This window comes from Corynebacterium glaucum (genome assembly GCF_030408855.1).
Taxonomy (GTDB): domain Bacteria; phylum Actinomycetota; class Actinomycetes; order Mycobacteriales; family Mycobacteriaceae; genus Corynebacterium; species Corynebacterium glaucum.
Genome location: NZ_CP047358.1, coordinates 145,368 through 158,576 on the forward strand (window position 1 = coordinate 145,368; position 13,209 = coordinate 158,576).

Below are 13,209 nucleotides of genomic sequence, written 5' to 3' on the forward strand. Positions count from 1 at the left end.
GCCGGGTGGGCGTCGGCGCTGGTAGAGGCGGATGTCAGCAATCTGCCGTGACAAAAGTCATCGCAGGGAGGCCCGCGTCAGTTTCACAGCCGAAAGAAGCATGATGCTTATCGACGCCCCCATCAACGCCAATCCCCAACCCCCAACGTCAAATTCCTCCCCGAGCAGCGTGTACCCCAGCGCGAGGGCGACCATCGGCTCGGCGACTTTGTTGGCGGGCAGCGAAGTGGCCAGATCGCCGGCGCCGAAGGCGTACTGCTGCACCACAATGCCGGCGACGGCGGTAGCGATCACGGCCCAGAACTGCCAGCTAGCTAGCATGGCGAGCCACCCGCGGTGGGTCAGCACGTCCATGGCGACCTTGGCAAAGACCGCGAGGTACCCATAAATCGCGCCGCAGGTGAGGCCGTAGGTGAGGGCTTTGGTGGCGGCGGGGCGTCGAGAAGCAAACGCGAACGCTCCTGCCGTGACCAAGATGCCGAGGACGATGACCGCAACCCACTCCCGCGCGGCGACCTCGCGGGTGCCGGGCAGCGGGTGACCGACGACCACCACAACCGCGACCGACGCGGTGAGCACGACCGCCCACAACCCCTCCGCGCGCGACATGGGCATCCGCTCCACGCGCGAAGACAACAGCAGCGTGAGCATGAGCGACAGCACGAGAATCGGCTGCACTACCAGCAACGAACCGAACGCGAGCGCCGCCGCCTGGAACACATAGGCCACAAACGCGATGCCCATGGACAGCCACCAGTTGAGGTTGCTCAGCGACTTCAGCGGCGCGGTGTTCGCCTCCGAGCGCGACTGGCCGGCGCGCAGAATGCGGTGGCGCCACACCGTGCCCACCGCGATGAGTACGGCGGAGATCAGCGCGAAGGCGCTCGCGAGGAGGTTGCTGTGCACGGCGCATGATATTAGCGGGCTGCTGTGTGACCAGAGTGAAGAGACGCTAAACTTTTACAGCGTTGTTTCATCCAGAAAGGTGTGTTGACCACATGGCCCTGATCGTGCAGAAGTACGGCGGATCCTCGCTGGAAAGCGCTGAGCGCATTCGCGCGGTAGCGGAGCGGGTCGTGGCGACAAAGCAGGCGGGCAACGACGTGGTGGTGGTGTGCTCCGCAATGGGTGACACCACCGATGAACTGCTCGACCTCGCTGCGCAGGTCAACCCCAACCCGCCCGCTCGCGAGATGGACATGCTGCTCACCGCCGGCGAGCGCATCTCGAACTCGCTGGTGGCGATGGCGGTGGCCGCACAAGGTGCGGACGTGCAGTCGTTCACCGGGTCGCAGGCCGGCGTGATCACCACCGAGCGCCACAGCAACGCGCGCATCATCGAAGTCACCCCGGGCCGCGTGCAGGAGGCCGTGGACCAGGGCAAGGTGGCCATTGTTGCCGGGTTCCAGGGCGTGAACCGGGACACCAAAGACGTGACCACGCTGGGCCGCGGCGGCTCCGACACCACCGCAGTGGCGCTGGCGGCCGCGATGAAGGCGGACGTGTGCGAGATCTACTCCGACGTCGACGGCGTCTACACCGCGGACCCGCGCATTGTCAGCGACGCCCGCAAGCTCGACCAGCTCTGCTTCGAAGAGATGCTGGAGCTGGCGGCGAGCGGCTCGAAGATCTTGGTGCTGCGCAGCGTGGAGTACGCCCGCGCATGGAACGTGCCCATGCGGGTGCGCTCGAGCTACAGCAACGACCCCGGCACGCTGATTGCCGGAGCATTGGAGGATATCCCCGTGGAAGAAGCAGTTCTCACCGGTGTGGCCACCGACAACTCGGAAGGCAAGATCACCATCCTGGGCATCAAGGACGTGCCGGGCGAGGCGGCGAAGGTGTTCCGCGCGCTCGCGGACGCCGAGATCAACATCGACATGGTGCTGCAGAACATCTCCTCGATCGAGGACAACACCACCGACATCACCTTCACCCTGCCCACCGCCGACGGTGACCGGGCGCTGGAGATGCTCGGCGCGATGAAGGACGCCGAGGGCTGGGAAGACATCGCCTACAACGACCAGGTAGGAAAAGTCTCACTGGTCGGCGCTGGCATGAAGTCGCACCCGGGCGTGACCGCGGATTTCACTGAGGCGCTGCGCGACGCGGGCATCAACATCGACATGATGAACACCTCCGAGATCCGCATCACCGCCGTCGTGCGCCAGGACGATCTGGCGGAGGCTGCGCGTGCCCTCCACACCAAGTTCGAGCTCGGCGGCGACGAACCAGCCATTGTCTACGCCGGCACCGGCCGCTAAGGAGAAAATGACTATGACCACCCTTGCAGTTGTGGGCGCCACCGGCCAGGTCGGCCGTGTGATGCGCGACATTCTCGTCGAGCGTGAGTTTCCCGCCGACAAGGTCCGTTTCTTCGCCTCCCCGCGCTCTGCGGGCACGGTGATTGAGTTCCGCGGCGAACCCGTCGAGGTCGAGGACCTGACCCAGGTCACCGAAGAGTCTGTCGCGGACGTCGACATCGCTTTGTTCTCCGCGGGCGGCTCCACGTCGCGTGAGTGGGCCCCGGTGTTCGCGGCCGCTGGCGCGAAGGTCGTCGACAATTCCTCCGCATGGCGCAAGGACGACGAAGTTCCCCTCATCGTCTCCGAAGTGAACCCGGATTCGGCTCAGAACCTGGCTAAGGGCATCATCGCCAACCCGAACTGCACCACGATGGCGATCATGCCGGTGGTTAAGGCGCTGCACGACGCAGCTGGCCTGACCACCATGCGCGTCGCCTCTTACCAGGCGGTGTCCGGCTCGGGCCTCGCGGGTGTGAACGCGCTCGCGGAGCAGGTCGCAGAGGTCGGCGCCCAGTCCGCAGAGCTTGCCCGCGACGGTTCGTTGGTCAGCCCCGCCAGCTTGGGCCCGTACAAAGCACCCATCGCGTTCAATGCACTGCCGCTCGCGGGCAATTTGCTTGACGACGGCACCTTGGAAACCGATGAGGAGCAGAAGCTGCGCAACGAGTCGCGCAAAATTCTCGGCCTGCCGGAACTCAAAGTCTCGGGTACGTGCGTGCGTATTCCGGTGTTCACCGGCCACACGATGGTGGTGCACGCGGAGTTCGAGCGCGAGATCACGCCGGAGCAGGCCACCGAGATCCTCGAGAATGCCCCGGGTGTGAAGGTCGTCGACGTCCCGACGCCGCTCGCCGCCACGGGTATCGACGAGTCCCTGGTCGGCCGCATCCGCCAGGATCAGGTGGTCGACGGCAACCGCGGCCTGGTGTTCGTCGTGTCTGGCGACAACCTGCGCAAGGGTGCCGCGCTGAACACGATCCAGATCGCGGAACTGCTGGTTTAGCCTGCAGCCGCGCGCGTCTAGCGCTCGCTGCGCGGGTTCTCCACGCGAGTGGAGCCCGCGGTGGGGCTTTCGTCCGCGTCTGCTTCTGTGTCTGTCCCGGTGTCTGCGGGTAATGCGCCCTCGTCCGACTCCGCTTCCTCGGCCTGATCCGCGGCGATCAGTTCGTCGATAGTGGTGTCCTCCCACGGCCGGTCCGGCTGGTACTGGTCCTGGGTGACTGGCTCGGTGTAGGAGACGAAGACAACGGGGGCTTGGTCCTTGTCTTCGGGGTCGAAATCGATCTCGTCGTCGGCGCTGAGCTCGGCGATCACTTCGTCTTCAAGCGCCTCGGCGAGCTCTTCGTCGTCCACCACGGACATGGAGGTGACGTACTCCAGCTCGCGCTCGTCGTTTTTGGTAAAGCGCTCGCGCGGGTCCAGCTTGGCCCGGGTGAGTTCCATCGCACGAGCGCGGCGCTTCTGTTCCTTGCGCAGTTTCGGCAGGCCGCGCAGCCAGGCAGCGGATACCACGACAATGAGCAGGATTCCTAGGTAGCCCAGGATCGGGTACACGGTAGAAACCAGCTTCTGGAAACCAACGAAAGACAGCGCGAAGCCGATGAGGCAGGCTGCGATGTAGATGATGCGGAACTTGTCCTCGCGGCCGCGCGCGAGGCGCTTGCCAAGGGCGAAAAACATGCCCAGCGAGGTAGCGAAAATCATGCCGAAGATGACCAACGACATGATCAGGCCGAGGGTCGGGTTGATGTCCGTGATCAGGGTCAGAAGAGGCATGTCGTTGCCGGAAACAAGATCAATCTTGAGCAGCAGCGAGAACGCCAGCAGCATCAGCATGACAAGGTAACCCATGCCGCCCAGCAGGCCACCCAGGCCGGCGGCGCGGGTGTTCAGGGTGTTGCCGCCAATCACCAACGCCATGGAAACCACGCACATCACGTTCAGGCCGGTGTAGTTCAGCGCTGAGATCCACCAGTTGGGCAAGGTGGTGTCCACCTGCGCGGCAGCTGCGTTGACGGCGTCCCAATCCGGCGCTGCGTGCACGATGGTCCAGCCGCAGCCGAAGATGACAAAGAAGAGCAGAAACGGCGTGAGGAACCCGATTGCGCCCGTGACCTTGTCCACGTCAAGCATGCCGAACCCGATGGTCAGCGCGAGCATGAGCACCGCGCCGATCCACACCGGCAGCCCGAACTGCTGGTTCAGGTTTGCGCCAGCGCCGGCGAACATGACGAAGCCGATGGAGAACAGCGTGACAATTGTGGCGATGTCCAAGATCCAGGACATCACCTTGCTGGAAATCGCTCCGAGCACTTCCATGTGCTCGTTCGCCTGGTAGTACGAACCGAGCTGCAAGATGGTCACTCCGGCGATGACCATTAGCGTGGAGCCGAGGACTGCGCCCCACATGCCCTGCGTGCCAAAGGCCGAGAAGTAGAGGAGGGCCTCCTGGCCCGAGGCGAAGCCGGCGCCGACGACGGTGCCGATGAAAGCAAACGAGATGAGTAAGGCGTTTTTCCACATGGTAAGAGTGCAAATTTTCTGGGAAGGGAATGGATACAAACCGGTAAATCACCCTATAACAGTTGTCACCTAAAGGCCCATTGTCGTCGAACCGCCTTCACTCGTCGCCGGCGACGAGGTCGCGCCGGGCTCGCGCGACCCGGGACCGGATCGTGCCCACACGCACGCCCGCAATCTTTGCGGCTTCCTCGTAGGAGTACCCAAGCACTTGGGTGAGCACCAATGCTTCTCGACGCTCCGGGGCCAGCGAATCCAGCAAGGCCCGTGCGTCCATCATTTCGGACCACACGCTTGCGTCGTCCGAGCTCGGCGCTGTCTCGGTGACGCTGCGGTATTCCACGTCGCCGTACCCCGCGGCGGCGCTCTGTGGCCGCGCAAGGTCGTGGCGCACCGAGTCCGCCCACGTGCGCCGCGCAAGTGAGAGGAGCCAAGTGCGTGCCGACGACCTCGCGGCAAACCGAGGAAGGGCTTTGAGTACCCGCAGATAGGTTTCCTGGGTGAGGTCGTCGGCGGATTCGCGGCCGGCGAGATGCGCGAGCAGGCGCCACACGTCGTCTTGGGTGCGCGCGATGAATTCGGTGAGCGCAACGGCGTCGCCTCGACCGGCCTTGAGGGCGAGGTCGGTGACGTAGTCGTCGTCAAGCCTGCTCACGAACCGTAACCCTAGCAGCCGATAGCCTGCGAAAACCGTGAGTCAGCGGTGGGTGTGGGAATCGGGCGTAGACTGGTAAACGACTTCAACGAAAGGACCACATCGTGGCTGAAGAACACAAGGTAGAGAACACCGAGAACATCCTGCAGCGCGGCGAGCGTGCGCCGGGTGACGGCAAAACCACCACGCTCGGCGGCGTCCCGGTTGCTTCGGAAAACCACTCCGTGGTGCAGGGGCGCCAGGGCGCGAGCGTGCTCAACGACATCCACCTGATTGAGAAGCTCGCGCACTTCAACCGCGAGAACGTGCCGGAGCGCATCCCGCACGCGAAGGGGCACGGCGCGTTCGGTGAGCTGCACATCACCGAGGATGTGTCGAAGTACACCAAGGCGAAGCTGTTCCAGAAGGGCACCGTGACCCCGATGGTGGGCCGCTTCTCCACCGTCGCGGGCGAGGCCGGCTCCCCGGATACCTGGCGCGACGTCCACGGCTTCGCGCTGCGTTTTTACACCGAGGACGGCAACTACGACATCGTGGGCAACAACACCCCGATCTTCTTCATGCGTGACGGCCTGAAGTTCGCCGACTTCATCCACTCCCAGAAGCGCGACCCGCGTTCCGGTCTGCGCTCCGACGAGATGCAGTTCGACTTCTGGTCCCGCACCCCGGAGACCCTGCACCAGGTGACCTACCTGCTGGGCGACCGCGGCACTCCGAAGTCCACCCGCCACCAAGACGGCTTCGGCTCCCACACCTTCCAGTGGATCAACGAAGAGGGCACCCCGGTGTGGGTGAAGTACCACTTCAAGACCCGCCAGGGCTGGGAGACCCTCACCGATGCCGAGGCCACCGAGAAGGCCGGCACCGACCCGGACCTGCACCGCGAGGACCTTTTCCAGGCCATCGAGCGCGGCGACTACCCGATCTGGGACGTCAAGGTCCAGATCATGCCGTTCGAGGACGCGGAGACCTACAAGTACAACCCGTTCGACCTGACCAAGGTGTGGAGCCAGAAGGACTACCCGCTAGTCGACGTCGGATACTTCGTGCTCAACCGCAACCCGAAGAACTTCCACGCGCAGATTGAGCAGCTCGCCCTAGACCCGTCGAACCTGGTGCCGGGCGTGGGCCTGTCCCCGGACCGCATGCTGCAGCAGCGCGTGTTCGCCTACTCGGATCAGCAGCGCTACCGCATTGGTCCGAATTACCGCGACCTGCCGGTCAACCGTCCGATCGTGGACGTGAACACCTACGCCGAGCGCGGCCCGATGGCGTACTTCTTCAACAACGAGGGCGAGCCGAACTACTCCCCGAACCGCACCGACAAGGGCATGGGCTACCTGGACAACGGCGAGGACTCCTCCTCGATGCAGGACTACGGCCAGGCGGAGAACCTCTACGTTAACCCGGACCCGCACGGCACGGATCTGGTGCGCGCGGCGTACGTGAAGCATGAGCTTGATGACGATGCTTCGCAGGCGCGCGACCTGTACGAGAACGTCTTCGACGACGCTGCAAAGCAGCGCTTCATCGACAACGTCACCAACAAGATGCTGGCGATTAAGAACAAGGATGTCGAGGAGCGCACGTTCAAGTACTGGGGCATGATCTCCGACGATTTGGAGCAGAAGCTCCGTTCGGAGCTCGGCCGCAAGCGCGCGGACTCGTCTCAGGACGACAAGGAAGCATCCTCGGCCAACCCGTAAGCCGTCGATAAGCGAAAGCTACACGGTGCCCGGCACCTGGTACTCGGGGGGTGCCGGCCGCTTGTCGGTTACGGTGACGCCGTAGATGGAGCGGCCCATGATGTAAGAGGCGACCGAGCCGATGATCCATACGCCGAAGACGGCGATGATCGCGCGGATGAAGTCGTTCAGGTCGAAGCCAGTGGTGGACCAGGAGTAGATGAGCTTGGCCACGATCATGATTGGGAACGCGATGACCACTAGCGGGCCGAGCAGGTTGACCCGGGTGAGTGCGTCGGGGGCGCGGAGCTGCAGCAGCATGGTCGCGACCACGCAGATGGTGGCGATGACCACGAGTATGGCAACGATGATCTCGGCGATGGTCATTAGCGGCGTCCTCTCGAGATGATGCGGGCCATGGCAATGGTGGGGATGACACCGCAGACGAGTGCGGCGAGGATCGGAATTTCGTAGCCGATCATCGTTTCCTTCTGCAGCGACCACACGAGGAAGATCACCACCATGGCGTAGAAGATCACGTCTGCCATAACGGCGCGGGACAACTCGTCTTTGGTCAAGATGAGCGCGACGAGCACGACGAGCAGGCAGACCGCCATCACGGCCAGGCACGCCATCACAATGGTTTCAAACATGGCCTAGTCATTCCTTTCATCCGGTGCCACTGCGTAGTCGGGCCGGTCGGGTCCGAGATCCGTGTACGGCTCCCACTGCACCGCCGCGGGATCGATCGGGGCGTCCTTCAGCGCGGGGTTCACGTGCTCCTCCATGTCCGCCAGCGAGGCGATGACATCCTCAGGATCGTCGCCGAAGGCGGCCTGGACGAGGAGGATGTCAGAGCCCTTCGGGCCGATCTGGTGGCGCAGGCCCATGGACAGGGTGCCGGGGGTGGCGGTGATGGAGCTGGAGAACCAGAAGATCTCCCACTCGCCCGTCAGGCGCAGTGGGTAGTAGATCACGATCGGTTTCATGCCGGGGTTCGGCTTGAACGCCGCGACGATGGCGTCCCAGCCGGCGACGAAGATCTCTTTGATGATCCAGAAGGTGTAGCCGATCCAGTGTCCGATGTTCATTACTTCGCACCTTCCATGTCAGCGGCAGGTTGCTGCGGGTCCGGGATGCCCACCGGGTCGCTGCCCAGCACGGCGGTGGTGTACGCCTCGACGTTGAGCAGGTCGTCCACCGCCGAGGTGACAAAGCCCCACATGTGGCCGGCGAAGACGAACATCAGCAGCGACAAGATCATCAGCGCAGCCGACGGCAGCATGAACGCGGTGCGGATGCGCAGGTTCTCCGGGTACTTCTGCATCGGGCGGCCCCAGAAGACCTTCTTCCACACGCGCATCATGGACAGCAGCGCACCGAAGGACGCCACGATGATTGCGGTGATGGCCACCCAGGAGCGCCAGTCGCCCGGGGCGGCCGCCGCCAGCATGATGGTCACCTTGCCGAAGATGCCGGAGAACGGCGGGAAGCCCACGATGGAGAACGCGCCGGCGACGAACACCGCGGCCGTCCACGGGTCGCGCCGGGCGATGCCCGAAAGCTTCGACATCGTGCCGGTGCCGTACGTTTCCTCGATCGCACCGGAGTTCAGCACGAGCGCGCCAACGGTGATCATGTGGTGCAGCGCGTACATCACGCCGGCGGCGAGAGCGTAGCGGGCATTGTCTTGCGTGAACGCCAGCACGATGAGGATGAACGGCATGCCGTTGACCATCTGGTACGCCAGCACGCGGCGGATGGTGTGCTCCGCCAGGCCGGCATAGCCGCCGATGATCATGGAGATCACCATGATCACAATGATCAGGGTGTTCCACCGCGGGTCCATGTCGAACATGATCACCCAGATACGCATGATCATGTAGACCGCGACCTTCGTATGCAGTCCCGAGAAGAGGCCCATCACCGCAGCGCTTGTCGACGGATACGTTCTTGGCAACCACGTGTGCACCGGGAAGACACCGGCCTTGGAGGCCACCGCGATCACCACGATGCCGGTAGCAACCGTGGCCGGGCCATTGCCGGCGGCGATGCCCTGCAGCGACGCCAGGTTGACCGCACCGGTGACGGCGTAAAGATAACCCACGCCCATCACCAGCATCGTCGACGCCAGCAGGTTCACCAGCACGAAGGCGCGGGCGGACAGGAGACGGTTGCGGGTACCGCTCATAGCGATCAAGCCGTAAGACGGTAGGAGCATGACCTCGATCATGACGAAGAAGTTGAACAGATCCGCCGTGAGCAGCGCGCCGGAAACACCGGTGATGAGCACCAGTGTCAACGGCGTGTAGAAGCGGGCCTTGGTCTCGCCCGCCACGATGGCGAACCAGTTCGAGGTCAGCGCCACGATCATCGTGGTCACGATCATGATCGCGGAGAACCGGTCCGCCGCAAAGGAGATACCCACGCCGCCTTGGTAGAGGCCGATGACGTGGCTAACGGTGCCGTGCTGCGCGGTGTAGCTGTAGAGCCAGATGCCGCCGGCGAGGTTGATCGCCGGGATGAGCAGGGCGAGGATGTCGTTGAACCGCTTCGATGGGATGAGGGCCGCGATAGCCGCGACGATGAGCGGCAGGGCGACGAAGACGGGGAGGATTGCGCTGGTTTGCATTACTCGGCCGCCCCCTCTGCGGTGAAGGTCTTGACTCGGGCGTTTCGGCCGGCGGTCGACAGGGCTGACGGGCTGAGTTGGGTTGGGTCGTAGGTCCGGTCGTCGTCAAGCTTGTGCTCGGACGTGTCGTCGTGCTTACCGAGAGCTGAAAGCATGAGCAGGATTGTCGTGGTTGCCATCGCGATCACGATGGCGGTGAGCACGAAAGCCTGCGGCAGCGGGTCCGAGAGGTCCTCGAACGGGGTGCGCGAGGGAAATGCCTCGCCGCGCCACGCGCCGACGCCGGCGGCCAGCAGGGTGAGGTTTGATGCGTGGCCGAACAGCGACATGCCGAAGATGATGCGGACCATGCCGCGCTGCATGATCAGGTACACGGCGCCGGCCATGAGGACTGCGATGGTGAGTGCCATAACCATGGGGTGCTTACCGTTCCTTTCCGTCTGCAGGGGCGCCGGCCAGCGTGCGATCTGGCGCCGGGTTGATCGGGGCGGGGTAGGGGTCCGCCGGGTTGTCGGGCAGTTCCGGAGTTGGAACGTCCGGCAGCGGGTTCGCATCATGGTCGCGGGTGTAGGTCAGATCCGAGATGTCCTTGCCCGGGCGGAGGTAGCCGCCGAGCGCGTTGATCGCGGAGGTGACCATGCCCAGCACGGCGAGGTAGATGCCGAAGTCGAAGATGAGCGACGTGGTCATGTGCTCGCCGAAGATTTCGCCGTGGATGGCGTACATGAAGCCGCCCTCGATGAAGCCGAGGAAGCCTGAGGTGATGGCGATGATGATGCCCCAGCCGGTGAGCTTGATCGGGGTTTCATCGCCGACGACGTCGTTGTCCGCGCCCTCAGCGAGGTAGCTCAGCGCGAAGCCGGTCGCCAGCACCAGGGCGGCGACGAAGCCGCCGCCCGGCGCGGTGTGGCCGCGGAAGAAGATGAGCACCGACAAGACGATGAGCACCGGCCAGATCAGCTTCAAGCCCTTGCGCAGCGGAATCGAGTTGTACTGCGACTGGCCGAACGGGCGCGGGCGGGTGCCGGCTTCGAAGGTGTGGCGCGGCATGGAGCCGACCACTGCGGCGATGACCACCGCGGCCATGCCCAGGACGGAGAGCTCGCCCAGGGTATCGAAGCCACGGAACTCGACGATGATCACCGCAACGATGTTGTCGGCGCTGGTCATGTCGCCGCCTTCGGTGAGGTACCACTCGGCCAGCTCGGAGCGGCCGCGGCGGCCCGTGAGCGTGTACACACCGGCGAAGGTGACCACGCCGGCAATGAGCGCGGAGATGGCCGCGGAGATCTTGCGAGGCGTGGGCGTCTCCGGGAACATGCGCGGCTGGTAGCGCAGCACCACCATGATCACCACGACGGTGAGCGCCTCCACCAGGAACTGGGTCAGTGCCACGTCTGGTGCACCCAGCATGAGCATTTGCAAGCTCATGCCCACGCCGACGGTGCCCAGCAGGATCGCCGACGCCAGGCGCGAGCGGGTGAGCACCATGCCCACCACGGATGCCGCGATGATGGCGAACGGGATGAGGTCCCACCACACGTCGATGCCTTCGGGGCGCGGGGCTGGGGTGACGCCGTCCACGCCGTCGGTAAGCAGCAGCGTGCACAGGCCCAGCAGCAGTGCCAGGGCGACCGGCGGGAAGAGGTGGCGCGTCGGGTTGAAGCCGTCGGCAAGCGCGCCCATGCCCTTGCCCGCCGCGGCGAGGACGCCGACGGTGCCGCGCAGCACGTCGTTGCCGGTGGCCGGCAGCAGCTCCTTGTTCTCCAGCGCCGCCCAGACGCTCTTGCGCGCGAAAAGGACAAACAGCACGCCGGCGACGAGCACCAGCATGGAGACGATGAACGGGGCGGTCACGCCGTGCCACAGCGCGAGGTGGGAGTGGTAGTCCCCGTCGCCGGTGACTGCGTGGACACCGGCGGTAATCGGGTTATCCACGGTGACCAGCATGAACGGCAGCACCAGCGACATCAGGCCCGGCAAAGCAGCCGGGAGCCAGAAGCGAACCGGTGCTTCGTGGACGCCCGACATGTCCTTCGGGCCGTCGACAAACGCGCCGAAGACGATCTTGGCGGAGTAGACGAAGGTGAGGAACGCGGCGATGCCCGCAATCACCAGCAGCACCATCCCGTACGGCGTCTCGTGGAACGCCTCCAAGATGGCCTCCTTGGAAATGAAGCCGAACAGCGGCGGCACCGCGGCCATCGACGCGGCCGCAACGCACACGGAGGCGAAGGTGAACGGCATCTTGTCGTAGAGCTTGCCCAGGCGGCGCATGTCGCGGGTGCCGGTCTCGTGGTCGATCACGCCGATGAGCATGAACAGCGACGACTTGAACAGCGCGTGCGCCAGCGTGTGCACCAGCGCCGCGGCAATGCCCACGGTCCCGCCGACACCGATGGCGGCCACGATCCAGCCCAGGTGGGACACGGTGGAGTAGGCAGTCAGGTGCTTCAGGTCTGTCTTCGTGATGGCGAAGGTGGCACTCATCAGGGCCGTAAAGAGGCCCATGATCAGCAGCAGCCCGTTCCAGGCGGGGGTGCCGTCGAAAATCGTGGAGAAGCGGATGAGCAAGTAGATGCCGGCCTTGACCACTGCTGCGGCGTGCAGGAACGCCGAGACCGGGGTGGCGGCCGCCATGGCTTCCGGAAGCCAGAAGTGGAAGGGGAACTGCGCGGCTTTGGTGAAGCCGGAGACGGCGATCAGGATCGCCACCGTGGTGGTCAGGCCCGGGTCTTGCGCCCACACGTCGGAGGCCAGGATGCCTTCGAGCGAGGTGGTGCCCGCGGCGATTGACGCCGTCGCCAGCGCCGCGAGCAGCGTCAAGCCGCCGAAGAACGTCAAAATCAGCGTGCGGTAGGAGCCGTCCTCGCCGCTGGAACCCGAACGGGCGATCAGCATGAACGACGCGATGGAGACCAGCTCCCACGCGATGAACAGCAACACGGCGTCGTCGGCAAGCACGAGCAACAGCACGGACAACGTGAACGCCGTCATGATGGTGTAGAAGCTGATGTTGCCCTTGCGTTTTGGCAGGTAGGCGGCGGAGTAGGTGAACACCACACCGCCGATGACAAGCGCGAGCAGCGCGAAGAAGATGCCCAGGCCGTCCGCCCGGAGCGCGAAGCTCACCGCGGTGCCCGGGCCGAGGATGTCTTCAGCCCAACGAACCCCCCACGTCAGCGGGGTGCCGTTGGATACAGCGGGAAATTCGCGGCCAAGCAAAGCCGCTGCAACGAAAAGCGTAAGAGCAATTGGGTAGCCGGCAGCTCGGTCCATCACCCGAACGAGGATTGGTGAAAGCACCACCGTCGCCCCGACGAGCGCGAGCACGAGAGGAAGCGTCATAAAAAGACCTTCACTGATTGTGGGACAGGTCGGACTGCCGACGTATCGGCATGTAAGACCGTA

The 13,209-nt window shown here is 64.4% G+C and carries 12 protein-coding genes; 3 read left to right on the top strand and 9 right to left on the bottom strand.

The features are described 5' to 3' along the window. Nucleotides 1-57: 57 nt before the first annotated feature. Nucleotides 58-906 carry a DMT family transporter gene (locus CGLAUT_RS00700; RefSeq protein ID WP_095659034.1) on the bottom strand — a complete coding sequence of 283 codons (849 nt, stop codon included), beginning with the start codon at nt 904-906 and terminating at the stop codon, nt 58-60. Between the two features lie 92 nt (nt 907-998). Between CGLAUT_RS00700 and CGLAUT_RS00705 the strand changes: the two genes are divergently transcribed. Both CGLAUT_RS00705 and CGLAUT_RS00710 read left to right on the top strand, forming a co-directional pair. Then, nucleotides 999-2,264, top strand: a complete 1,266-nt coding sequence (locus tag CGLAUT_RS00705) for an aspartate kinase (RefSeq protein ID WP_290185680.1) — start codon at nt 999-1,001, stop codon at nt 2,262-2,264. Between the two features lie 13 nt (nt 2,265-2,277). Continuing rightward, entirely contained in the window at nt 2,278-3,309 is a 1,032-nt protein-coding gene (locus tag CGLAUT_RS00710) for an aspartate-semialdehyde dehydrogenase (protein WP_095659036.1), read from the top strand. 17 nt (nt 3,310-3,326) lie between these two features. On the opposite strand, the gene CGLAUT_RS00715 is transcribed toward CGLAUT_RS00710, so the two are convergent. After that, nucleotides 3,327-4,829, bottom strand: coding sequence for a hypothetical protein (locus CGLAUT_RS00715; protein ID WP_198304960.1), 1,503 nt, complete (start codon nt 4,827-4,829; stop codon nt 3,327-3,329). A 97-nt stretch (nt 4,830-4,926) separates the two neighbouring features. Beyond that, nucleotides 4,927-5,481, bottom strand: a complete 555-nt coding sequence (locus tag CGLAUT_RS00720; RefSeq protein ID WP_095659037.1) for an RNA polymerase sigma factor — start codon at nt 5,479-5,481, stop codon at nt 4,927-4,929. A 104-nt stretch (nt 5,482-5,585) separates the two neighbouring features. Between CGLAUT_RS00720 and CGLAUT_RS00725 the strand changes: the two genes are divergently transcribed. Continuing rightward, nucleotides 5,586-7,187 carry a catalase gene (locus tag CGLAUT_RS00725; RefSeq protein ID WP_425551727.1) on the top strand — a complete coding sequence of 534 codons (1,602 nt, stop codon included), beginning with the start codon at nt 5,586-5,588 and terminating at the stop codon, nt 7,185-7,187. An 18-nt stretch (nt 7,188-7,205) separates the two neighbouring features. On the opposite strand, the gene CGLAUT_RS00730 is transcribed toward CGLAUT_RS00725, so the two are convergent. From CGLAUT_RS00730 to CGLAUT_RS00755, 6 genes are read right to left on the bottom strand one after another with little or no spacing between them, the layout of a single operon-like run. Continuing rightward, complete coding sequence (locus tag CGLAUT_RS00730; protein WP_290185685.1) at nt 7,206-7,553, bottom strand: Na+/H+ antiporter subunit G; 348 nt, start codon at nt 7,551-7,553, stop codon at nt 7,206-7,208. Then, nucleotides 7,553-7,819 carry a cation:proton antiporter gene (locus tag CGLAUT_RS00735; protein ID WP_290185687.1) on the bottom strand — a complete coding sequence of 89 codons (267 nt, stop codon included), beginning with the start codon at nt 7,817-7,819 and terminating at the stop codon, nt 7,553-7,555. The genes CGLAUT_RS00730 and CGLAUT_RS00735 overlap by 1 nt, the downstream gene beginning before the upstream one ends. A gap of 3 nt (nt 7,820-7,822) precedes the next feature. Then, a complete protein-coding gene (locus CGLAUT_RS00740) occupies nt 7,823-8,257 on the bottom strand; it encodes a monovalent cation/H+ antiporter subunit E (RefSeq protein ID WP_290185689.1) in 435 nt (144 codons plus the stop codon). Further along, entirely contained in the window at nt 8,257-9,798 is a 1,542-nt protein-coding gene (locus CGLAUT_RS00745; RefSeq protein WP_290185690.1) for a monovalent cation/H+ antiporter subunit D family protein, read from the bottom strand. Before CGLAUT_RS00745 ends, CGLAUT_RS00740 begins: the two co-directional genes overlap by 1 nt. Continuing rightward, nucleotides 9,798-10,214 carry a cation:proton antiporter subunit C gene (locus tag CGLAUT_RS00750; protein ID WP_290185692.1) on the bottom strand — a complete coding sequence of 139 codons (417 nt, stop codon included), beginning with the start codon at nt 10,212-10,214 and terminating at the stop codon, nt 9,798-9,800. The genes CGLAUT_RS00745 and CGLAUT_RS00750 overlap by 1 nt, the downstream gene beginning before the upstream one ends. A gap of 7 nt (nt 10,215-10,221) precedes the next feature. After that, complete coding sequence (locus tag CGLAUT_RS00755; protein WP_290185694.1) at nt 10,222-13,146, bottom strand: DUF4040 family protein; 2,925 nt, start codon at nt 13,144-13,146, stop codon at nt 10,222-10,224. Nucleotides 13,147-13,209: the final 63 nt, after the last annotated feature.

What these genes read in the sequence shown, in the direction of transcription:
- CGLAUT_RS00755 (WP_290185694.1), bottom strand. Translation starts at nt 13,146, where the DNA reads ATGACGCTTCCTCTCGTGCTCGCGCTCGTCGGGGCGACGGTGGTGCTT.
- CGLAUT_RS00735 (WP_290185687.1), bottom strand. Translation starts at nt 7,819, where the DNA reads ATGTTTGAAACCATTGTGATGGCGTGCCTGGCCGTGATGGCGGTCTGC.
- CGLAUT_RS00730 (WP_290185685.1), bottom strand. Translation starts at nt 7,553, where the DNA reads ATGACCATCGCCGAGATCATCGTTGCCATACTCGTGGTCATCGCCACC.
- CGLAUT_RS00710 (WP_095659036.1), top strand. Translation starts at nt 2,278, where the DNA reads ATGACCACCCTTGCAGTTGTGGGCGCCACCGGCCAGGTCGGCCGTGTG.
- CGLAUT_RS00745 (WP_290185690.1), bottom strand. Translation starts at nt 9,798, where the DNA reads ATGCAAACCAGCGCAATCCTCCCCGTCTTCGTCGCCCTGCCGCTCATC.
- CGLAUT_RS00750 (WP_290185692.1), bottom strand. Translation starts at nt 10,214, where the DNA reads ATGGTTATGGCACTCACCATCGCAGTCCTCATGGCCGGCGCCGTGTAC.
- CGLAUT_RS00705 (WP_290185680.1), top strand. Translation starts at nt 999, where the DNA reads ATGGCCCTGATCGTGCAGAAGTACGGCGGATCCTCGCTGGAAAGCGCT.
- CGLAUT_RS00740 (WP_290185689.1), bottom strand. Translation starts at nt 8,257, where the DNA reads ATGAACATCGGACACTGGATCGGCTACACCTTCTGGATCATCAAAGAG.
- CGLAUT_RS00715 (WP_198304960.1), bottom strand. Translation starts at nt 4,829, where the DNA reads ATGTGGAAAAACGCCTTACTCATCTCGTTTGCTTTCATCGGCACCGTC.